The sequence below is a fragment of the Deinococcus misasensis DSM 22328 genome (genome assembly GCF_000745915.1).
GTDB classification, from domain to species: domain Bacteria; phylum Deinococcota; class Deinococci; order Deinococcales; family Deinococcaceae; genus Deinococcus_C; species Deinococcus_C misasensis.
Window position 1 is genome coordinate 74,330 of sequence record NZ_JQKG01000009.1, and the last position, 19,521, is coordinate 93,850.

A 19,521-nucleotide genomic window follows, 5' to 3' on the forward strand; every position below is an offset into this window, starting at 1 on the left:
CACGGGCAGGGTTGTATGCTGCCACAGAGGTGAACAGCATGCCTGAAGTGTGGCTCAAAATTGGTCAGATTGCTGCCCTTTTGGGGGTGAGCACCAAAACCCTGCGCCATTACCAGAAAGTGGGATTGCTGAGGGACCCATCGCGCACCGAAGGGCAATACCGCATGTACACCCCCGAGGATCTGGAGCGCATCCGTCAAATCCGTGACCTGCAAAACCTCGGGTTGACCTTGAATGAGATTGGATATGTGCTGGACAGCCCAGAACGTGATCGAGTGCTGCAACAACTCTTGACCCTGAAGGTGCAGGAGTTGGACCGCCAGATCGAACAAATGCAAGGGCAAAAACGCAAAGCCGAACACCTCCTGCAAAAAGGGCAACCCTTTCAGGACTTGCTGGAACAGAAACTGCCAGAGGTCTGGAAAGCACAGCTTGAAAACCTCTCTGGAACCCTCTCAGAAACCGCCATTGCCCGTGAAAAACAGTTGATGGGCAAGATGTTGAGTTACCCGGCCTTGCAAGATCCAGCACAACTGGAACAGGACATTCGGTTCATGGAAGAACACCCTGAAGTTCGTGACCAGCTGGTGTCCTGGACCCAAAGGGTGGACCAGACCGATGACCCCGCCGAGTTGGACCGTCTGGCTCTGGAGTTTGCAGAAAGTGACTTCTTGCGTCCGTTGCTCGGGCCTCCAGAGGTGCTGAATGATCCGACAGCCGAATTCATCCTTCTGGCCCTGCTGCCACCAGAGAGCAAAGAACGGGCTGTGCTGGAACAGGTCAGGGCTCACTTGAAACGGAGGCACCATGAACCTTTCTGAAGTGGCACAACGCATCTTTGAACCCTTCAAATCGTCAACCGCAGGCAACAGCGTGGCGGTGCTCTGGAACCATCAGGTGATTTACTCCCACGTGGCCGGATGGGCCGATGTCCAGAAGCAGGTTCCCATCACGCCAGAGACCCCTTTTTGCATTGGATCCATCACCAAAACCATGGTGGCCCTGTGCATCATGCAGTTGGTCGAGGGTGGAAAAATCAAACTGGATGATCCGGTGGAACAGCACCTCAAAAGCATCCAGATTCACAGCCCTTTTGTGAACAACCCCATTCGCATCCGGCACCTGTTGACCCACACCTCTGGATTGGGTTATTTCCGCAGTTTGACAGACCTGCTTTTGCCTGCAGGCGCTTTGGGAAGCCTCAAGGATGCCCCTCCCCTGCCTGAGTACTACCGCAAAGGCCTGACCCCCATTTATCCCCCAGAGGACCGCTGGAGTTACTGCAACCATGCCTTTGCACTGCTCGGGCAACTGGTGGAAGATGTGACCGGGCAACCTTTCTCTGAAGTGTTGATTCAAAGGGTGTTGCTTTCTGCAGGCATGCAAAATCCTGCATATGGAAGGCCAGAGAAACGTGCCTTGCCACACCTCCAGAAAAAACAAGGTTTTAAAGCTGCACCTGATCTGGACATCGTGGTGAAACCCGCCGGAGCGGTGTTTGCAAACCTGAATGACATGGTGGCTTATGCCCAGAGCCTGCTTGTCTTCTCTCCTGCCCTGCTGAAACCCGAGTCGTTCAAAGAGGTGTTCCAGAGGCACCATCAGGTCCATCCAGACCTGATGGGCATGGGACTGGGTTTTCTGATCGAAAATCAAGGAGGGCATGAAGTGTATTCCCACTCTGGAGGCTGGATCGGCTACAACAGCAACCTGTTTGTGTGTCCAGAAAAAGGGCTGGCGGTGGTGGTGATGGCCAATTCTGCATCTCCTGAAGTGCAAACCCTGCCCCTGAAATTTTTACAGGAAGCTCTGGGACAACCTGAACCTCAAGAAACCCGCTTGCCCCTGTCCAGTTTGAAGTTTGCCCGCAGTTATGCAGAACAGGTGCGTGGCGTGGAAAAACCTCTGGTTTTCCTGTCTCAACCCGGAGGTTTGAAACTGCGTTTCCAGAATGGAAAGTTGCTGATTCACACCCTGACTGGACCATGGCGCCGGGGGGTAAACTTGAAACCTCTGGGCCAGAATGTGTTTGAAATCGAAGATCCCGAGCAACCCCTGAAGTGCGCTCTGGAAGTGCAGGGAAATCGGGTGACAGCCCTTTGTTTGGGTCTGAACCGCTTGCAGGGCCATTTCTGACCTTTTTTGCAAATGGGCCTTTGCAATGCAAAACAGACATCCTCTCACAGTCCTCAGTTAAGCTGATGGCGTCATGCGACTGATTCTGACTCTGGCTTTCTCACACCTGCGCCGCAGGCGCACCCAGAATGCCCTGACCCTTGTGGGCATTGCTGTGGGGGTCATGGTGCTGGTGACGGCCCTCTCACTGACCAATGGATTCACCCAATCCCTGATTGATGCCACCTTGAAAACCATCCCACACATTGCCCTGGTGGGCAGCAAACCCGAGCGCAATCTGGAGCTGGAAAAAGCCCTTGAAGCCAACCCCAAAGTTCAGGCTTTCAGTGCATTTGCTGCAGACAAAGCCCTGATCACCCGTCCGGCCACGGAAGGTCTGCCTGCAGGTGTGGATTTTGCCACCTTGCTCGGGGTGACCTCTCAGGAAGCCGGGGTGCTCAACCTGCGCCCAGAGGAAATGCAACTGATCAGCACCCTCAAACCCAATGAAATTGTCTTGGGCGAGGTGCTGGCCCGCACCATCGGGGCTTTTCCCGGCGATGAAGTGCGCTTGCTCAACAGCCAGTACAAACGGGGCAGCCTGAAAGTCAAAGGGACCTTTCGCTCTGGGTACATTTTGATCGATCAGGCTTATGCATTCATGCGTCTGGAGGACATCAAAAAACTCAATCCAGACAGCCCAATCAGCTACCGCATCAACCTGAAAGACCCCATGGAAGCCCGGGAAGTGGGCTTTGACCTGATGCGACAATATCAGGCATATGCCCCCCAGCCATGGCAGGACATCAACGCCACGTTGATTGAACAAATGGCCCTGCAAAAACGGGTGATTGGGATTGTGGTGTTCCTGATCGTGATTGTGGCAGCCTTCGGGATCGCCAACATCCTGATCCTCAGTGTCTTCGAGAAAACACAGGAAATCGCCATCCTGCGGGCCATGGGCACCCCGGAGAAATGGATTTTGCAGACCTTCATGCTGGAGGGCCTGATTCTGGGGGTGGGTGGGTTGATCCTCGGGAACATTCTGGGTTTTGGGGTGAGTTACTACTTCAAACTCAATCCGATCCGCTTGCCCGGAGACCTGTATTTCATTTCCAGTCTGCCTGTGCAAATTCAGGCTCTGGATTTCGTGTGGGTCAACATCGTCAGTCTGGCCACCACTTTGCTGGCTGGTTTTGCTGCTGCCAGCAAAGCCGCACGCATTGAGCCTGCCAAAGTGATTCGCTGAAGCTTCACCGCTTCTTAACACCCTGTTGCCATACTCGGTTTCATCAAATCACCCCACAAGGAGAGAACAGATGGACAACGATGACCAACCCATAGGCAAGGTGCTCAGCCGCAGACAGGCACTCCAGCTCTTTGGATGGGCCTCTGGCACAGCAGCAGGGGCCACCCTCCTTGGAAGTGCCCTTTCCCAGAGGATGGGCACCAGTGCAGGCAACAGTGGAGCCAGTGGCCTGCCCGGTTGTGTGGTGCGCCCTGCCATGACCGAAGGCCCTTACTGGGTGGATGAAAAACTGAACCGCAGCGATGTCCGCAAAGACACCAAAACCGGAACAGTCAAAGAAGGGGTTCCTCTCACCCTGATTTTCAAAGTCTCCAGAGTCGCCCTGAACACCTGCGAGCCCCGCAGTGACGTGATGGTGGACATCTGGCATTGCGACGCTCTGGGCGTGTACTCCGATGCCAGTGACCGCAGTTTTGACACCACAGGTCAGAATTTCTTGCGTGGTTACCAGATGACCAATGCAAAAGGCGAAGCCACCTTCAAAACCATTTATCCGGGCTGGTATTCAGGCCGCGCAGTGCACATCCATTACCGCCTGCGGACCGTGACCAACGGCAAAGTGACCGGAGACTTCGCTTCCCAGCTTTTCTTCGATGAGGCCGTCACCGACAAGGTTCATGCTGTGGCCCCTTACAAGGGCAAAGGCAAACGGGACACCCCCAACAGCACCGACATGCTTTACAAAAACGGTGGAAACCAGATGATGCTGACCCTCTCGGGCAGTCCAGAGAAAGGGTACACCGCCACTTTCAATGTGGGTCTCAACATCGGCTGAAGGTTGTGAGGGGTTCCAGAGGAGGGCCATTCCCTGCTTTTTTGGATCACCATCCGCCCGGAGGGGCTTTCAGAACGGTTTTCAAAAAATCCAGATATTTGGGGTCCTCTTCATCAAAGATTTCGGTGCCTTCCAGCATCAGGGCTCGGGTCAGGTGTTCCGCAGCGGTGATGGCATCGTCCTGCTCAAAAGCGATCTGACCCCGCCTGAGAAGCACAAAAGGGTTGATGAAACCCTCAGGCATTTTCATGCACTCCTGATAAAAGTGGGCAGCCTGTTCAAATTGGCCCTGCACAAAATGGATCTCGCCAAAGCCCACGTAAATCCGCATGGTTTCCCAGAAAGCATATTTCGGCTCCGGGATGAGGTTGAGCGCAGCCTGATAGACCTGCTCTGCCTGCTGCAATTGCCCCTGTTCTTCCAGAGCAATGGCCTGTTCGATGTGGGCATCCACCTGCATTTTGACAGCTTCTGGGAGGTCTTGTGGTTCAGGTTCCATGGTTTCCTTTCTTGCTCTGGCGCTTCAAGGCAAAATAACCGGTCAGCAGGGCAGCACATTGCTTTTCCATCACATGGGGCGTGACCTCTGGGATGTGGCCCCAGTGGTTTCTCAGGAGATCATACACTCCCCCCAGAGCACCCATTTTGGGATTGCTGGCCCCAAACACCACCCGCGAAATCCGGCTTTCCAGAATCGCCCCCATGCACATTGGGCAGGGTTCCAGGGTGACATACAGGGTGCAATCTGTGAGGTACCCTCTGGACCCTGTGCTGGCCTGACGGATGGCTTCCAGTTCAGCGTGTCTGGTGAGGTCATGCAGTGCAGCACATTGGTTGTGTGCAGCAGCAATCACTTTGCCTTCTTTGACAATCACCGCTCCGATGGGAACTTCATCCTGATCTCTGGCTTTTTCGGCCTCCTGCAAAGCCTGCTTCATCCAGTGGGCATCGGTTTTGAGGTCCATGAACCCCTCTGCAACCACAGCGGGATGGAGGCCCAACCAGAGCACTTGCTGCCCTTCTGCAAGCAACCAGACCTGATCCCGCTCTGCTCGGGGAATTTTCAGGTCGGTGAGCACATCAGAAACCTTGCGGGTCCCTCCAGAAAGGCGAATTCTGTCTCCATCCTGACGGTGACGCAACTCCAGATGCTCTGGATAAGCAAACTCTGGTTTGGCGTAAACAGCAGATTTTGAGATTTGCCCTTGCTGCACTGTAATCTGGTGGTTTCCGGGAAAAGTCAGATGTTGGACTTGAGGGGAATGGAGGGCTTTTTGCACCCGCTCGATGTGCTGGCTGTCAAATTCAATCCCGGCTTTGGCAAGGCTCTGGGCAATCAAACGCCTTTGCAAAGCCTCAGGTTGCTGGTCCCACCTTGTGTAAGGGGTGATGTTGCTTGCCAGTTCAAAGAGTAAAGCATCGTCTTCCCTGCTGTACCGGGCAAATCTTGCCAGAGCCACATCCACCTGAGGATTGAGCCGTCTGAGCTCTGGCAAGACGTTGAGGCGCAAGAAATTGCGTGTGAAGGCAGGGTCCTGATTGGAAGCATCCTCACGCCAGTCTTGACCAGCCTGCTTTAAAAAGTCCTGAATGTCTTGCTTGGAAACCCCGAGCCAAGGACGCTCTACCCTCCCTTGCACAGGAGGAATACCAGTGGCCTTGGCCGTACCACGCACCAGTTGCCAGAGCACCGTTTCGGCCTGATCGTTCAGGGTGTGGGCGGTCAGGATGACTTCCGTCTTGTGCTGTTTGGCTGCCCTGCTCAGAAAACCATACCTGAGATTGCGTGCAGCTTCCTCCAACGACCATCCCTTTTGTGCAGCAATGGTTTTCACTGGAGCCGTCCCCACCTCCAGAGGAACTCCAAACCTCTGGCAGAGGTCTTGCACGAAACCCTGGTCTTGTACGGCTTCTTCACGGATCTGGTGGTTGAAGTGGGCAGCGGTGACTTGAATGCCCAACTGGTGCAGGGCCAGCAGCATGCCCACCGAATCTGAACCTCCAGAGAGGGCCAGCAGCACAGGTTTTCCACGAAATGCAGTTAAAGGGTCCAGCAGGTCAGGCATGTGGTAGATAGGGTACAACACTGGGGGCAGAAGGCAGAAGGCAGCGCCCCAGTGCCGACGGTGCCGTCACCGAGGCACGCTTTAAGGGGCAAGAAGAAGGCAGAAGGCAGAAGGCAGAAGGCAGAAGGCAGAAGGCATGGTGGATGATCCATTAACAGTTGTCAAGCTTTGCCGAGAGCATGATTTTTCACCCAGAAAAATGGTCAAGAAAAATGGTAGGGGCGAGGTGTGCCTCGCCCTGCATTGCTGAAGCCAGAGCTTTTTTGCCCTCAGGCCCTCTGCAAGCCATTTGATTTATTTCGAAGTTTATCTAATTGGATTAATCTGGTTTTATGGACATCAAACCAGATTTCACCACCCCAGAGAAAAGCGCCTCCCTGTTCAAAGCCCTTTCCCACCCTTCCAGACTGATGATCCTGCACTTGCTGCAAGGACAGAGCAGGCATGGGGAGGAACTGGCGAAGTTGCTCAACCTCAGTCCGGCCACCGTTTCCCATCACATGAACCTGCTCTTGGAAGAGCAACTGGTGCTTGCCCAGAAAGAGCAGTACTATCAGGTTTACCGCCTGAATGAAAAGGCTCTGGACGTGCAAATCAAGAACTTGCTTCTGTTTCGCCCATCCAAAGACCAGAGCTTCAGCGAAAAAGACAAAGTGCTGCATGCTTTTTTCAAAGATGGAAAACTGGTCAAGTTTCCTTCACAACTGAAAAAGCAGCGCTTTGTGCTGGAAAAACTGGTGGAGGCTTTTGATTTTGACCGCACCTACACTGAACTGGAAGTCAACCGGGTGCTGGTGGCCTTCCATGACGATGTGGCCACCCTGAGGCGCTCTTTGATCAATGAACGTCTGATGGTGAGGCAGAACAGCATTTATTCCCGACCCGGCACCACATTACAAACAAAGGACCCAGAGATTCATTAAAATGACCCCATGTCACTCAGCATTGGAGATCCAGCACCCCTCTTTCAAGGCACCAGCGATCAGGGGGAAAAAATCAACCTGCAAGACCTGAGAGGCCGCTGGGTGGTCCTGTTTTTCTATCCCAGAGCCAACACACAGGGTTGCAGCATCGAAGCCAGAAGTTTTGAGAACGCCCTTCCAGAGTTCCAGAGGCTCGGGGCACAGGTGATCGGAATCAGCACCGACACCGAAGCCCATCAGGCCAAGTTCCGCCAGAGCTGCACCCTGCACTATCCGCTCATACCAGACAGCGACAAGAAAATTTGTGCCCAGTATGGGGTGCTCGGGTTGTTCAGCAGACTGACCGGACAGGCAGACCGCCAGACCTTCCTGATTGGTCCAGATGGAAACATCGCCCGCCACTGGCGTTTTGTGAATCCCTTCAGTCACGGCTCAGAAGTTCTGGGAGAACTTCAGCGTCTGACAGGGTACACTGAGACGCGTGAAAGTCAGAGTTAAAAGCGGCAAAGAAAAGAAACTCCTGAACCATTACCCCTTCGCTTACTCGGGAGACCTTCTGGAGGTCCCAGAAGTTGAGGCCGGAAGCGTGGTGGATGTGCATGCCGAAGGCGGCATGTTCATTGGTCGGGCGTACTTCAATCCCACAGGCAGCATTCCCCTGCGCATGCTGACCCTGAAACGGGAAAACATCGACGAAAAATTTTACCGTGCCCGCATTCAGGCGGCATGGGACAAGCGCAAAGCCCGCCTTCCTGAAGCCGAGGCTTTTCGTTTGCTGCACGCAGAGGCAGACGGTACCCCCGGCATCGTGGCGGATTATTTCAATGGCATCCTGAGTGTGCAATTTCGCAATGCTGGCGTAGAGAAGCACCGTGAGATCATCCTGTCTGCCCTGAAGCAGGTGACCGGAGCCAGCGCAGCTTATGAACGCTCTGACACTGTGGAACGCAACAAAGAAGGCATGGGCCAGACCACTGGCATCCTGTGGGGAGAAGTGCCTCAGGAGGTGCAGTTCACCGAGGGAGGCGTGGCGTTCTCTTTCCGACCTCTGGACAGCCAGAAAACCGGTTTCTTTCTGGACCAGAGGGACAACCGCCATCTGATGGCCAGTCTGGTCAAAGACGGGGATCACTTTCTGGACGTGTACAGCTACACGGGCGGTTTCAGCCTGCATGCAGCAAAACAGGGAGCCAAAACCCTTGCCATTGACAAAGATGCCACCGCTCTGGCGACTCTGGAACGGGTGGCCCAGAAAAACGGCCTGGACCGTCAGGTGGGCATGCGTCTGGGAGATGCCATCAAAGTGCTCTCCGATCTGGTCAAAGAAAAACGCACCTTTCAGCATGCGGTTTTTGATCCGCCCACATTGGCCAAGCGCAAAGACGATGTGCCTCAGGCCAAACGCATCTTCAGTGAGGGGCTTGGGCACATCTTCAAAATGCTCTCCCCCGGCGGACATGTGCTGGTCAGCACCTGTGCCCACTACATCCGCGTGGAAGACATGCTGGACGCTGCCCGACTGGCCATGGCCGACACCGGACGCACTGCCGAAGTGATCACCGTGACTTACCAACCTGCCGATCACCCGTGGATGCTGCTGGTCCCCGAGAGCCTGTACCTGAAATCCATCCTGCTCAAGATCGAGTAAGACAGCGAACAAATGGCAAGAAAAGTTCATCCTCTGGCCACAGTTTCCTGTTAAGTTAAAGCCATGATCGAGTTTGCTGCCCCCAAACCCCCAGCATTCGATGCCTCCTGCGCTCTGGAGCCCGCCTACCGTTTGCTGGACCACTACACCCACTTCCGCACCGATGTGACGGTGGATGGGGTGGTGCATCCGAATGTGGTGCTTTTTGACCTGCTGAGGTCCCTGAAAGACCATCCAGACTACCCAAATGCCAGAAAGCGTTTTCTGGACAGTCTGGATGGCGTGCTGGAAAGTGCCGGAGGAAACATCTCCTGGCTGGAGCGTGACCTGTGACCGACGAAACCCTCAATCTGGACACCCTGTACATTCTGGACCACTACATCCAGAAACATTACGCCCATGAAGACGCCCTTTTGCGCAACATCCTGACCCGCAGTGAGGCCGCAGGCCTGAGAAACATCCACCTGAGCCCCACACAGGCCAAAATGCTCCAGATGCTGGTGAAAATCCACGGCTCCAAACGCATTCTGGAAGTGGGCAGTCTGGGTGGATACAGCGGCACATGGCTGGCCCGAGCCCTTCCTGAAAACGGACAACTCGTCACCCTCGAAATGGACCCTCTGGCTGCACAGGTGGCCCGAGAAACCTTCCAGGAGGCCGGACTGGAGAGTCGGGTTCAGCTGATCGAAGGGGACGCGATCCAGACCATGAAAGGCCTTCTCAAGCAAGAGCCTTTCGATTTTGTGTTCATCGATGCCCACAAGCCCCACTACCCCGAGTTCTATGAATTCGCCATGCGTCTGGTGCGTCCGGGCAGCGTGATCGTGCTGGACAATGTGGTGCAACACGGCAAAGTGCTGGACAACAGCCTCAAAGAAAGCCAGTACCGCAAAATCCGCGAACTGAACGCGTTCATTGGCATGGACCCACGTGTGGAAGCCATCATGGTTCCGACGTTCACGCAGAAGGGGCTGGATGGGTTTCTGGTGGTGAGGGTGAAGTAAGGATTCGCCGAGAGCCGAGAGCCGAGAGCCGAGAGCCGAGAGCCGAGAGCCGAGAGCCGAGAGCCGAGAGCATCGTGTGACACACAGTAAAAATCGTCAAGGGAAACGTCTGTAGGGGCGAGGCATGCCTCGCCCTTCATTGCTGATGCCAAAGCATTTCTAGCCCTCGGCCCTGTGCTCTCGGCCCTTGGCCTTCTTAGGGCACCCACACCCTCATCCCATCAAACGCCAAGCTCACATGCTCTGGCAGCACGGCAACCTCTGCATCAATGTCATGGCTCATGTGGGTGAGGATCACCTTTTTGGCAGCCTGAACGCTTTTCAGGTCCAGAGCCTCCTGCACGTCATATACGCTGCGGGTCTGCATCGGGTAAGGTTCTTTCCAGAAGGACGTCCCAAGGATCAGAAGGTCCAGTCCCAGCATGAATTCCTCCTCGGTTTTAGGAGAGATGTTGATGCTGTCCGGGCAATAGACCCACGCAAAATTCAGGCTGTCAAAACGGTAAGCATAGCTGAAGCCGTTGGCCCCGTGTGGCACCTTGAAGGCCTGCACCTGATACCCTTCCAGCACCAGACCACCGGGCAGGGGTTTCAACCAGTCCAGACGGTCCAGATAAGCGAAGCGGGATTTCACCATGGGAACCACTTCTGACGGGGCGTACATGGGGAGGTGGCCTCTGGCGTAGGTCACAAAATCCAGCAAATCCCCGAGGCCCAGAATGTGATCATTGTGGGCATGGGTGACCAAGAGGGTATGGATTTCAGTGAGTTTTTCCCGTGTGGACTGGGCATGAAAATCGGGTCCAGCATCGATCAGGGTGTTTTGTGCACCCTGAATCAGCAGACTGGACCGGGTTCTGCGGTTCTGGCCGGTGGTTCTGGCCTGCTCACAGACCTTGCAGGTGCAGTAATAGCGCGGGACCCCTTTGGAATCCGATGTGCCCATGAAAACCAGTTCTGGCATGGCATCTCCGTTTCGAGAAGTTTACAGTTGACAGCAGACAGTTCACAGTTTGGGTGGTTTTTGGTGGTCTGAGAGCGGTGCAAATCTTGCGCGCTTCAGCTCAGAAAAATCTTGCTGTCTGCTGTCAACTGTAAACTTTTTCAAAAACACATCCCCTTGAACCCTTAAACCTTCAACAGCTCCCTGGTCGCCTGCTCAAGACTGCCACTTCCAGAGAGGCTGGAGCCCACCAGCACGGCATCGGCAACCCCACGGATGCGGGAAAGTTGCTCTGGGGTGGAGTAGCCACTCTCTGCAATCAGGACGCCTTCAAAACCGGCCCCTCTGGCCTGTGCAATCAGTCTGGGGGATACCTCCAGGTCGATGTTGAGGGTGGTCAGGTCGCGGTTGTTCACCCCGATGATGGGTGCTCCAGAGGCCAGCGCAATCTCCAGTTCTGCAGCGGTGTGGACCTCCACAAGGGCGTCCAGACCACAGTGGTGGGTGTAGTCCAGATAATCTTTGGTCAGGTCTCCAAGGACAGACACCATCAGGAGGACTGCGCTGGCTCCCCATTCTTTAGCCTCTTCAATCATGTGGGGATGCAACACGAAATCCTTGCGCAAAACAGGGATCTCTACTTTGGCAACCACGCTTTTCAGAAATTCAGGGGAACCTTTGAAGTAACGCTCCTCGGTGAGCACGCTGATGGCACTGGCTCCACCCCTCTGATACGAGAGGGCAGCATCAACAGGGTCCAATTCGGCGATGGCCCCTCTGGATGGACTGGCCTGCTTCACCTCTGCGATGAGGGCCAGAGGTTGGCTTCTGAGGGCCTGCTCGAAACGGTGGGCTCTGGGCTGCACAGGGAAGTCTGTGGTGGCAGGAAGGGTGTAATCCTGGGCCCTCAGGGTGCAGATTTCACCAAGCACCCCGGGAACCTGAGTGAGGTCGGGTAAACGCATGGACGTATTGTATCTGGATGCACCATGCAGCAAGGCAAGTCGTTTAACGAAGCCTTGAGGCAAAGTGACCTGTAGCGCTTTTCACGATTGTGGATGTGTACGGATCACTACCATGAGAACATATGCAACGGGTTCTGATCATTGAAAACAAGAAAGCAGGCCGGGGAAACCACAACCTCCATGAATTTCGTGACCTGATGATTGAAAAAGGCATCAATGTGGTGGAACGGGAACTCAGCCATGAAACCACCCCTCAAGCCCTCACAGCAGATGCAGACACCTTTGATGCGGTGGTGGCCGCAGGAGGAGACGGAACCATCAGTTGTGTGGCCCACGCCCTACAAGGAAAGGACATCCCCATGCTGCCCTTTCCTGCTGGAACCGCCAATTTGATTGCCGTCAACCTCGGGATTCAGGACCATGCCGAAAACCTGTATGACCTCCTCGAACATGGAGAGTCCTCCAAAATCGATCTGGCGGAACTGGTGGTGGGCACCAAACAATACGGCTTCACCATGCTGGCCGGGGTTGGCCTTGATGCCGAAATGATCCATGCCAGTGAAGAACTCAAACCCACCCTCGGGGTGGCCGCTTATGTGGTGGCCATGATGAAAAAAATTGCTGTTCCAGAGGCAGACATTGTCCTTGAAATGGACGGGCACACCGTGGAAACCAGAGGCATGAGTGTGATGATCGCCAACTTTGGCATGGCCACTTTTGGTCTGCCCATTGCAGAAGGCATTGACCCTGCAGATGGGCTGTTGACCATCATTGTCCTGAAAGGCAACACCCCTCTGGCTTTGGTCCCCAGCATCATCGAGAGCATCAAAAAACACCTGAAAGTCGGCAAGGTGGATTATGGCGACCGGGTGGAAATTTACCACTGCCGTGAAATCACCATCCGCACCGATCCCGTTTTGCCCATCCAATACGACGGAGAAGTCATCGAGGACGCCGTGACCCCGGTGCACGCTCGGGTGCTGCCCAGAGCGGTGAGGGTGCTGAGGGTCAGGGAGAAGGAAGAGTTGTCAACTTAAAGCCGAGAGCCGAGAGCCGAGAGCCGAGAGCCGAGAGCCGAGAGCCGAGAGCCGAGAGCATCGTCTCAAATATGTTAAAAATGGTTAAAGGTCAATGTAGGGGTGCAGCGTGCTGCGCCCTTGATTGCTTTGGCCAAAGCTTTTTTAGCCCTCGGCCCTGTGCTCTCGGCCCTCGGCGGGCCGCAGGCCCCTCGGCCTTCTCCCGACATGTTACACTCTTTGGGTATGGTGTTTTCCCCTGGTAACGGAGAAGTTCAAATCAGCGCTGAAGCGGTGCAACAGCGCATCAAAGAAATCGGTGAGCAGATCACCCGCGACTATGCTGGTCAGGAGCCCCACCTGATTTGCGTCCTCAATGGTGCTTTCCTGTTCCATGCCGATCTGGTGCGGGCCATCGGGCTCCCCCTGACCGTGGATTTTCTGGCGGTGTCCAGCTATGGCAATGCCAAGCAGTCCAGCGGTGAAGTCAAACTCATCAAGGACCTGAGCCTGCCCATTTCCAACCGCCATGTGATTCTGGTGGAAGACATTGTGGACACCGGCATCACCATGAATTACCTGCTGCACTATCTGGAAGGCCGTCAGCCTGCCAGCCTGAAAGTGGCTGCCCTGCTCAGCAAGCCTTCCCGTCGCAAAGTGCAGGTGCCTGTCGAGTACACCGGCTTTGAAATCCCCGATGCCTTCGTGTATGGGTTCGGTCTGGACCGCTCCCAGAGGGACCGCAACCTCACGTTCATCACCTCCCAAGAGGCTTAAAGATGCTCAGTTTACAGGACCGCCTGAAGTTTGCCCTTCAGGAAGACATTGGCCGTGGCGATGTCACCACCCTGTCCACCGTGCCAGAGGGCCAGCAGGGCATCGGGCTTTTGAAACTCAAAAGTCCCGGTGTGGTGTTTGGTCTGGAGGTGGCCAGAGAGGTCTTCCATCTGGTTGATCCTGCCTTAAACGTGGAATGGGACGTTCAGGACGGTGCACAGCTTGAGAAGCAGGTGCTCGGAAGGGTCACAGGCAGCATGCGCAGCATTTTGCTGGGTGAGCGTCTGTCCCTGAACCTGATGCAGCGCCTCTCTGGCGTGGCCACCCTGACCCGCAAGTTTGCAGATGCGCTGGAAGGCAGCAACACCAGGGTGCTGGACACCCGCAAAACCACCCCCCTCTGGCGGGATCTGGAAAAAGCGGCAGTCCGTGCAGGCGGAGGCCACAACCACCGTTTCGGTCTGGACGATGGTTTGCTGATCAAGGACAACCATGTGGTCGCAGCCGGAGGAGTCAAAAACGCCATCCAGTCTGCCAAAGAGCAGTTCTACCTGATCAAAATCGAGTGTGAAGTGCAGACCCTTGCAGAATTGCATGAGGCCATTGAGGCGGGTGCAGACCGCATCATGCTGGACAACATGAACGATGAAAACCTGCAGGAAGCTGTGCAGATCCGCAACCAGCTCAAACCAGAGGTCTCTCTGGAGGCCAGCGGAAACATGACCATCGAGCGTTTGCATCGCATCAAAACTTTCGGTCTGGATTTCGTAAGCGTGGGGGCACTGACCCATTCCGCCACAAGTTTGGACATTTCGCTGGATGTTCGGCTGTCCTGACACCAAAATGACAGTCTGGTGATGGGTCCTGACCTTTAGGTTCGGAGGTTGATCCACCAGACTGTTTTTGGATGGAATTTTGCTGTCCTGCAAATTCATCTCTTTTTCAAAACATCCAAACAACCTCCAGAGGTTCCCCTGCAAGTTACGCAAAACACGTAACACCTCTCATGATTCCCATAGATCTATGGCGCTATTATGAGAGAAAGTAGGTCTGCCCGGAGGGGTGATGCACCCAAGTGCCACCCGATTTCCCCGGCTTCGAACCCCAAGAGGTGACGAGATGAACCTGATTCAACTGGAGCCCTTCCGCACCACCGAAGAACTGAAAGCTGAAATCCAGCGTCTGAAAGTGGAGAAAAAAGCGGTGGTGCTCGCCCACAATTACCAGCGTCCCGAGGTGCAAGAGGTCGCCGATTACGTCGGAGACTCCCTCGGACTGGCCCGTCAGGCAGCCAAAACCGAAGCCGAAGTGATCGTCTTTGCAGGCGTGCACTTCATGGCCGAAACCGCCTCCATCCTGAACCCCAACAAGAAAGTGCTGCTGCCCAACCTGAATGCAGGGTGCTCTCTGGCAGACACCATCACCGCTCAGGATGTCCGCAACTGGAAACAGGAAAACCCAGACGGTCTGGTGGTGGTTTACGTCAACACCACCGCAGATGTGAAGGCAGAAGCCGATTACTGCGTGACCAGCGGAAACGCCGTGGCTGCGGTGAACTCTCTTCCCAAAGACAGGAAGATTTTCTTCGCTCCAGACATGTTTCTGGCCGCCCACGTTGAACGCCAGACCGGGCGCAAACTGGACATCTGGCTCGGAGAGTGCCACGTGCACGCCGGAATCCGTCCCGAGGACATCGACAAACAAAAAGCCGAGAATCCCGGTGCAGAGTTCCTGATCCACCCAGAGTGTGGATGTGCAAGCCACGCCATTTACAACTTCCCGGACACCCCTTTGCTGTCCACCGAGGCCATGATCAGCCACTCCAGAGGGTCTGCCGCCAAGGATTTTATCGTGGTCACCGAGATTGACATGGTGCACCGCCTGCGCCGTGAAGTCCCTGACAAGAACTTCATTCCGGTGAACCGCACCGCCCTGTGCGAGTACATGAAAATGATTTCTCTGGAAAACGTGTATGAAACCCTGCGCGACCTCAACAACCAGATCGAGGTGCCAGAGGATGTCGCTCAGAAAGCCCTGAAAAGCATCGAGCGCATGATCCAGATCGGATGATGTTGAAGATCCCAACCTGCAAGGCACAGTGACCCTGTGCCTTCATTTCTGTAGAAATGAGGTCATTTTCGATGAGCACAGCAATGGAGCACAGAATGCAGCATGATCTGTTGATTGTGGGCAGTGGAATCACCGGGCTGTATGCTGCTCTGCACGCCAAAGCTCTGGGTCTCAGCGTGCTGCTGATCAGCAAGGCAAAGCTGGAAAGTGGATCCACCTTCTGGGCACAGGGGGGTCTGGCCTTTCCCACCAGTCCAGAGGACATCGAGCCCCACATTCAGGACACCCTCAAGGCAGGTCGCGGCCTGTGTGATGAAAGCACCGTGCGCCTGTTTGTGGAAGAAGCCTCCCAGCACCTTGAAAAGCTGCTCTCTTACGGGGTTCCCTTCGAGGACCACCAGACCCTTGAAGGAGGTCACAGCCACCCGAGGGTGTTTCACGCCTGGGGGGATGCCTCGGGTCGTGCGGTCAGTGTAACCCTCACACAGGTCGTGCGCGATCAGGGCATTGAAGTGCTGGAAGGGGCTTTTGTGCAGTCCTTGCTTCTTTCAGACACTGGCCGTGTGGTGGGTGTGCAAACCACCGAAGGAAACCACGTTGCAGGTGCAGTTCTGCTGGCCTCCGGGGGTTTCGGACAGATGTATCCGGTCACCACCGCACCAGAGGAAGCCACCGGAGACGGCATTGCTCTGGCTTACCGGGCTGGGGCTGTGCTTCGGGACATGGAATTTGTGCAATTTCACCCGACGGTGTTTCTGGCTGGAAACCGGGGCCTCCTCATCACCGAGGCCGCCAGAGGCGAAGGTGCCCTGTTGCTGAATGGGCAGATGGAAAGGTTCATGCACCAGTACGATCCCCTACAGGAACTCGCGCCTCGGGATGTGGTGGCCAGAGCCATTGATGCAGAGGAAACCAAAACTGGGCGGGTGTATCTGGACCTGCGCCATCTGGGAGAAGCTTTTGTTCAGCAGCGTTTTCCCAGCATTTATGAGCGCCTGAAATCTCAGGGCGTGGACATTTCCAGAGAACCTGTGCCAGTCAGTCCTGCGGTGCACTACACCATCGGCGGCATTTTGACCGATACGAATGGCAAAACCACGCTGGAAGGCTTGTACGCTGCTGGAGAGGTGGCTTCCTCGGGGCTTCATGGAGCCAACCGTCTGGCCAGCAACTCTCTGCCAGAGGGTCTGGTGTTTGGGGTGCGGGCCGTTGAGGCGGCCAGACAGGACCTCAAATTTGAGATCCCAGCCTCCAGAACAGTGCTGGAAACGGTGGGAAGCAAAGCCAGCGTTCAGCAGGTGATCGGTGCAGGGGCTGGCATCAACCGCACCGCAGAAACCATCCGTTTGGCCCTGCAAACCCTCCCCCATCCAGAGCCAAGAGCAGGCAGCATCGAAGAACTGGAAGCTGGAAACCTTGCCCGCATCGCTGACACGGTGCTCAGGGGCGCTCTGGAACGTGAGGAATCCCGAGGAGGGCACTTCCGCACCGACTATCCAGAGCCAGATGAAGTGCGCCACAGCCTGTTTCAAATTCCTCCCCTGCTGGAGCCTTTATGATCAAACACGCCGTTTTACAACTGAAACCCGAAAAAGGGAACCTGCAAGGCAATTTCACACGCCTGCAAAGTGCCCTGCAAGAACTGAAACCCGAGGCACCCGATGTGGTGGTGCTGCCCGAGTCTTTCCTGACCGCCTATTTTCTGCAAGGCGGGGTGCGCGAACTGGCCCTGACCCAGCAAGAACTTTATGCCCACCTACAAAGCCTGTATCAGGCTCTGGAATGGCCGGGACTGCTGGACCTGGTGATCGGCTTCTACGAGCGTGAGGGGGGCACCTTCTTCAATTCCTGCGTCTACATCGAACTGGGCGGACGGGGCATCTTGCACGTTCACCGCAAGGTGTTTCTGCCCACCTACGGGGTCTTCGACGAGGAGCGCTACATCTCCAGAGGCTCCAGAATTCAGGCCTTTGATTCCCGTTTTGGTCGCGTGGGCATGCTGATCTGCGAGGATTTCTGGCACACCATCACCAGCACCATCATTGCGCTGGATGGCGCACAGGTGGTTTACGTGCCCTCAGCCAGTCCAGCCAGAGGGTTTGCAGGTCAGGGGCCAGCCAACATGGAGCGCTGGAGCGCTCTGGCACAGGCGGTTTCCGCCGAGCATGGGATGTACACCCTGCTCAGTTCCCTGATCGGCTTTGAAGGGGGCAAGGGCATGGTGGGAGGCAGCCTGATCGTGGATCCAGAGGGCAACATCATGGTCTCTGCACCGGCTTTTGAAGAGACCGCTCTGCTGGCCGAGATCGATCTGGAACGCATTCCTGCCGTGCGCTACGACAACCCCCTGCTGGCCGATTTGCAGGGAAATCTGCCATCCATTCTGCCGGACCTGAACCGCGTGGTGCATCGGGGTGAAAAATGAAAATCCTCAAAGCCAATCGGGGCAGTGAAATGCTGGACCTCAATTACCCCCTGCTGGCAGAATACCTGCAGCGTTTCATTCAGGAAGAATTGAGCTGGAGGGGCTACCACAAAGGCCTGATCGGGGTCAGCGGAGGGGTGGATTCTGCCCTGACCCTTGCTCTGGCAGTTCGGGCTCTGGGAGCAGAAAATGTGCATGCAGTGGCCATGCCCCACCGGCAGTCTGCACCCACCTCTTTTGAGCACGCCAAACTGGTCTGCGACGCTTTTGGCGTGAAGCTGGACACCGTGGACATCACCCCCATCGTAGAAGGTTACGCCCAGCTGGATCCCGAGATCACCGGACGCCGCAAAGGCAACCTGATGGCCCGTGCCCGAATGATGGTGCTCTTTGACCAGTCGGAAAAACACCACGCCCTGACCCTCGGGACGGGCAACAAGACCGAGCGCCTGTTTGGTTACTTCACCTGGCACGCAGACGACACCCCCCCCATCAACCCTCTGGGCGACCTCTACAAAACGCAGGTCTGGGGCCTTTCTGAGCATGTGGGTGTGCCGGATGCCATTCTGCACAAAGCCCCCACCGCTGACCTTGAAGCAGGCCAGACCGACGAAGGAGATCTCGGGATCACTTACAGAAAGGCCGATGTGATTCTGGAACACTACCTGAAAGGGTACCCGGATGCCTACATCGAAAGCCTCGGGTTCACAGCAGCAGAAATCCAGCGGGTCAAAACGCTGGTGAACCGCACCCACTGGAAACGCACCACCCCGGCCACCGCAGTGGTCAGCAGCACCGCCATCAATGAATTTTACCTGCGGCCTCTGGACTTCCGCTTGAAGTAAAAGCACATCCTGACAAACAAAAATGACCCCCTCAGGGGTCATTTGCTTTTGCTGAGGGGGTCAAATTCTCAGAAGAAGACTTTGAGACCCACACGACCACTGAGGTTCACAGCGTTGTCGCCACCTGCGAACACAATGTTGGGGTTCAATTCAGCAAAGAAAGAAGCGGTTTTGGTGAATTCAAAATCGGCCCCCAGATCACCACGCAACACGAATGCGGTGTTGTTGTTGAACACATCAAAACCCAGACCTGCACCGATGTAAGGCTTCACATCGCCTTTGCCAAAGGGGTAGAGCAGGTCGGCAGAAACACCGAAGCCAAAAGCGCCCCCAACAACACCGAAACCTGCTTCCAGACGACCATCAAAGTCACCCAGAAACTTTTCTTGGCCCAGACCCAAATTCACACCAAAAGTGGCGTTGCCTTTGCCATCCGTTACAAAGTTGGCATCTGCACCAGAGCTGCCCAGAATGTAGGTTTTGCCTGCTGCAAATGCGCTGCCCATCAGGGCGAGAATGCTGACCATCACAATTTTCTTCATGAACTTCCTCCAAAAAGTTACTTTATTGATACAAGCTGTGAATTGTGTGAGATCACACCAAATGAAGGTTCATCTTGACATTTATTGATATTTGATTA

The 19,521-nt window shown here is 55.3% G+C and carries 21 protein-coding genes; 16 read left to right on the forward strand and 5 right to left on the reverse strand.

Annotated elements, in window-relative coordinates:
- Positions 1–38: 38 nt before the first annotated feature.
- The 4 genes from Q371_RS25485 (at position 39) to Q371_RS07410 (ending at position 4,199) form a co-directional block, all read left to right on the forward strand.
- Positions 39–821 (forward strand): MerR family transcriptional regulator, encoded by a 783-nt coding sequence (locus tag Q371_RS25485; RefSeq protein WP_157442586.1) that lies wholly within the window; start codon positions 39–41, stop codon positions 819–821.
- Complete coding sequence (locus Q371_RS07400; protein WP_034338294.1) at positions 808–2,136, forward strand: serine hydrolase domain-containing protein; 1,329 nt, start codon at positions 808–810, stop codon at positions 2,134–2,136. The genes Q371_RS25485 and Q371_RS07400 overlap by 14 nt, the downstream gene beginning before the upstream one ends.
- 73 nt (positions 2,137–2,209) lie before the next feature.
- Complete coding sequence (locus tag Q371_RS07405) at positions 2,210–3,364, forward strand: ABC transporter permease (protein WP_034338296.1); 1,155 nt, start codon at positions 2,210–2,212, stop codon at positions 3,362–3,364.
- Between the two features lie 70 nt (positions 3,365–3,434).
- Positions 3,435–4,199 carry an intradiol ring-cleavage dioxygenase gene (locus Q371_RS07410; RefSeq protein WP_034338299.1) on the forward strand — a complete coding sequence of 255 codons (765 nt, stop codon included), beginning with the start codon at positions 3,435–3,437 and terminating at the stop codon, positions 4,197–4,199.
- A 46-nt stretch (positions 4,200–4,245) separates the two neighbouring features.
- Here Q371_RS07410 and Q371_RS07415 read toward each other — a convergent pair whose 3' ends face one another.
- Positions 4,246–4,698, reverse strand: coding sequence for a tetratricopeptide repeat protein (locus Q371_RS07415; protein WP_051963599.1), 453 nt, complete (start codon positions 4,696–4,698; stop codon positions 4,246–4,248).
- On the reverse strand, positions 4,688–6,265 hold the full coding sequence (gene tilS / locus Q371_RS25490) for a tRNA lysidine(34) synthetase TilS (RefSeq protein ID WP_084571301.1): 1,578 nt from the start codon (positions 6,263–6,265) through the stop codon (positions 4,688–4,690). The genes Q371_RS07415 and tilS overlap by 11 nt, the downstream gene beginning before the upstream one ends.
- Before the next feature lie 332 nt (positions 6,266–6,597).
- Between tilS and Q371_RS07425 the strand changes: the two genes are divergently transcribed.
- The 5 genes from Q371_RS07425 (at position 6,598) to Q371_RS07445 (ending at position 9,840) form a co-directional block, all read left to right on the forward strand.
- Positions 6,598–7,188: a DUF2087 domain-containing protein gene (locus Q371_RS07425; protein ID WP_051963607.1), complete on the forward strand. Its 591-nt coding sequence runs from the start codon at positions 6,598–6,600 to the stop codon at positions 7,186–7,188.
- A gap of 9 nt (positions 7,189–7,197) precedes the next feature.
- Positions 7,198–7,686, forward strand: a complete 489-nt coding sequence (locus Q371_RS07430; protein ID WP_034338302.1) for a peroxiredoxin — start codon at positions 7,198–7,200, stop codon at positions 7,684–7,686.
- Positions 7,670–8,836, forward strand: a complete 1,167-nt coding sequence (locus Q371_RS07435; RefSeq protein WP_034338304.1) for a class I SAM-dependent rRNA methyltransferase — start codon at positions 7,670–7,672, stop codon at positions 8,834–8,836. Before Q371_RS07430 ends, Q371_RS07435 begins: the two co-directional genes overlap by 17 nt.
- Positions 8,837–8,899: 63 nt before the next feature.
- Positions 8,900–9,169: a hypothetical protein gene (locus tag Q371_RS07440; RefSeq protein ID WP_034338307.1), complete on the forward strand. Its 270-nt coding sequence runs from the start codon at positions 8,900–8,902 to the stop codon at positions 9,167–9,169.
- Positions 9,166–9,840, forward strand: coding sequence for an O-methyltransferase (locus Q371_RS07445; protein WP_051963610.1), 675 nt, complete (start codon positions 9,166–9,168; stop codon positions 9,838–9,840). Before Q371_RS07440 ends, Q371_RS07445 begins: the two co-directional genes overlap by 4 nt.
- 196 nt (positions 9,841–10,036) lie before the next feature.
- Here Q371_RS07445 and Q371_RS07450 read toward each other — a convergent pair whose 3' ends face one another.
- On the reverse strand, positions 10,037–10,804 hold the full coding sequence (locus Q371_RS07450) for an MBL fold metallo-hydrolase (RefSeq protein ID WP_034338310.1): 768 nt from the start codon (positions 10,802–10,804) through the stop codon (positions 10,037–10,039).
- A gap of 164 nt (positions 10,805–10,968) precedes the next feature.
- Positions 10,969–11,748: an indole-3-glycerol phosphate synthase TrpC gene (gene trpC / locus Q371_RS07455; protein WP_034338312.1), complete on the reverse strand. Its 780-nt coding sequence runs from the start codon at positions 11,746–11,748 to the stop codon at positions 10,969–10,971.
- Between the two features lie 122 nt (positions 11,749–11,870).
- On the opposite strand from trpC, the gene Q371_RS07460 reads away from it, so the two are divergent.
- The 7 genes from Q371_RS07460 to Q371_RS07490 all read left to right on the forward strand — a co-directional run bounded on the left by Q371_RS07460 (position 11,871) and on the right by Q371_RS07490 (position 18,881).
- A complete protein-coding gene (locus Q371_RS07460; protein ID WP_051963612.1) occupies positions 11,871–12,785 on the forward strand; it encodes a diacylglycerol/lipid kinase family protein in 915 nt (304 codons plus the stop codon).
- A gap of 225 nt (positions 12,786–13,010) precedes the next feature.
- A complete protein-coding gene (gene hpt / locus Q371_RS07465; RefSeq protein ID WP_034338571.1) occupies positions 13,011–13,541 on the forward strand; it encodes a hypoxanthine phosphoribosyltransferase in 531 nt (176 codons plus the stop codon).
- 2 nt (positions 13,542–13,543) lie between these two features.
- Entirely contained in the window at positions 13,544–14,377 is an 834-nt protein-coding gene (gene nadC / locus Q371_RS07470) for a carboxylating nicotinate-nucleotide diphosphorylase (protein ID WP_034338315.1), read from the forward strand.
- A 283-nt stretch (positions 14,378–14,660) separates the two neighbouring features.
- Positions 14,661–15,611, forward strand: a complete 951-nt coding sequence (gene nadA / locus Q371_RS07475) for a quinolinate synthase NadA (RefSeq protein ID WP_051963615.1) — start codon at positions 14,661–14,663, stop codon at positions 15,609–15,611.
- Between the two features lie 95 nt (positions 15,612–15,706).
- Positions 15,707–17,170 (forward strand): L-aspartate oxidase, encoded by a 1,464-nt coding sequence (nadB, locus tag Q371_RS07480; protein WP_211253814.1) that lies wholly within the window; start codon positions 15,707–15,709, stop codon positions 17,168–17,170.
- Entirely contained in the window at positions 17,167–18,036 is an 870-nt protein-coding gene (locus Q371_RS07485; protein ID WP_034338324.1) for a nitrilase-related carbon-nitrogen hydrolase, read from the forward strand. The genes nadB and Q371_RS07485 overlap by 4 nt, the downstream gene beginning before the upstream one ends.
- Positions 18,033–18,881, forward strand: coding sequence for an NAD+ synthase (locus Q371_RS07490; protein WP_034338326.1), 849 nt, complete (start codon positions 18,033–18,035; stop codon positions 18,879–18,881). Before Q371_RS07485 ends, Q371_RS07490 begins: the two co-directional genes overlap by 4 nt.
- Positions 18,882–18,949: 68 nt before the next feature.
- Here Q371_RS07490 and Q371_RS07495 read toward each other — a convergent pair whose 3' ends face one another.
- Positions 18,950–19,423 carry a hypothetical protein gene (locus Q371_RS07495; protein ID WP_034338329.1) on the reverse strand — a complete coding sequence of 158 codons (474 nt, stop codon included), beginning with the start codon at positions 19,421–19,423 and terminating at the stop codon, positions 18,950–18,952.
- Positions 19,424–19,521: the final 98 nt, after the last annotated feature.

What these genes read in the sequence shown, in the direction of transcription:
- nadA (WP_051963615.1), top strand. Translation starts at nt 14,661, where the DNA reads ATGAACCTGATTCAACTGGAGCCCTTCCGCACCACCGAAGAACTGAAA.
- Q371_RS07405 (WP_034338296.1), top strand. Translation starts at nt 2,210, where the DNA reads ATGCGACTGATTCTGACTCTGGCTTTCTCACACCTGCGCCGCAGGCGC.
- Q371_RS07440 (WP_034338307.1), top strand. Translation starts at nt 8,900, where the DNA reads ATGATCGAGTTTGCTGCCCCCAAACCCCCAGCATTCGATGCCTCCTGC.
- Q371_RS07400 (WP_034338294.1), top strand. Translation starts at nt 808, where the DNA reads ATGAACCTTTCTGAAGTGGCACAACGCATCTTTGAACCCTTCAAATCG.
- Q371_RS07410 (WP_034338299.1), top strand. Translation starts at nt 3,435, where the DNA reads ATGGACAACGATGACCAACCCATAGGCAAGGTGCTCAGCCGCAGACAG.
- Q371_RS07425 (WP_051963607.1), top strand. Translation starts at nt 6,598, where the DNA reads ATGGACATCAAACCAGATTTCACCACCCCAGAGAAAAGCGCCTCCCTG.
- trpC (WP_034338312.1), bottom strand. Translation starts at nt 11,748, where the DNA reads ATGCGTTTACCCGACCTCACTCAGGTTCCCGGGGTGCTTGGTGAAATC.
- hpt (WP_034338571.1), top strand. Translation starts at nt 13,011, where the DNA reads ATGGTGTTTTCCCCTGGTAACGGAGAAGTTCAAATCAGCGCTGAAGCG.
- Q371_RS07490 (WP_034338326.1), top strand. Translation starts at nt 18,033, where the DNA reads ATGAAAATCCTCAAAGCCAATCGGGGCAGTGAAATGCTGGACCTCAAT.
- nadC (WP_034338315.1), top strand. Translation starts at nt 13,544, where the DNA reads ATGCTCAGTTTACAGGACCGCCTGAAGTTTGCCCTTCAGGAAGACATT.
- Q371_RS07450 (WP_034338310.1), bottom strand. Translation starts at nt 10,804, where the DNA reads ATGCCAGAACTGGTTTTCATGGGCACATCGGATTCCAAAGGGGTCCCG.
- nadB (WP_211253814.1), top strand. Translation starts at nt 15,707, where the DNA reads ATGCAGCATGATCTGTTGATTGTGGGCAGTGGAATCACCGGGCTGTAT.
- Q371_RS07460 (WP_051963612.1), top strand. Translation starts at nt 11,871, where the DNA reads ATGCAACGGGTTCTGATCATTGAAAACAAGAAAGCAGGCCGGGGAAAC.
- Q371_RS07485 (WP_034338324.1), top strand. Translation starts at nt 17,167, where the DNA reads ATGATCAAACACGCCGTTTTACAACTGAAACCCGAAAAAGGGAACCTG.
- Q371_RS07415 (WP_051963599.1), bottom strand. Translation starts at nt 4,698, where the DNA reads ATGGAACCTGAACCACAAGACCTCCCAGAAGCTGTCAAAATGCAGGTG.
- Q371_RS25485 (WP_157442586.1), top strand. Translation starts at nt 39, where the DNA reads ATGCCTGAAGTGTGGCTCAAAATTGGTCAGATTGCTGCCCTTTTGGGG.
- Q371_RS07495 (WP_034338329.1), bottom strand. Translation starts at nt 19,423, where the DNA reads ATGAAGAAAATTGTGATGGTCAGCATTCTCGCCCTGATGGGCAGCGCA.
- tilS (WP_084571301.1), bottom strand. Translation starts at nt 6,265, where the DNA reads ATGCCTGACCTGCTGGACCCTTTAACTGCATTTCGTGGAAAACCTGTG.
- Q371_RS07430 (WP_034338302.1), top strand. Translation starts at nt 7,198, where the DNA reads ATGTCACTCAGCATTGGAGATCCAGCACCCCTCTTTCAAGGCACCAGC.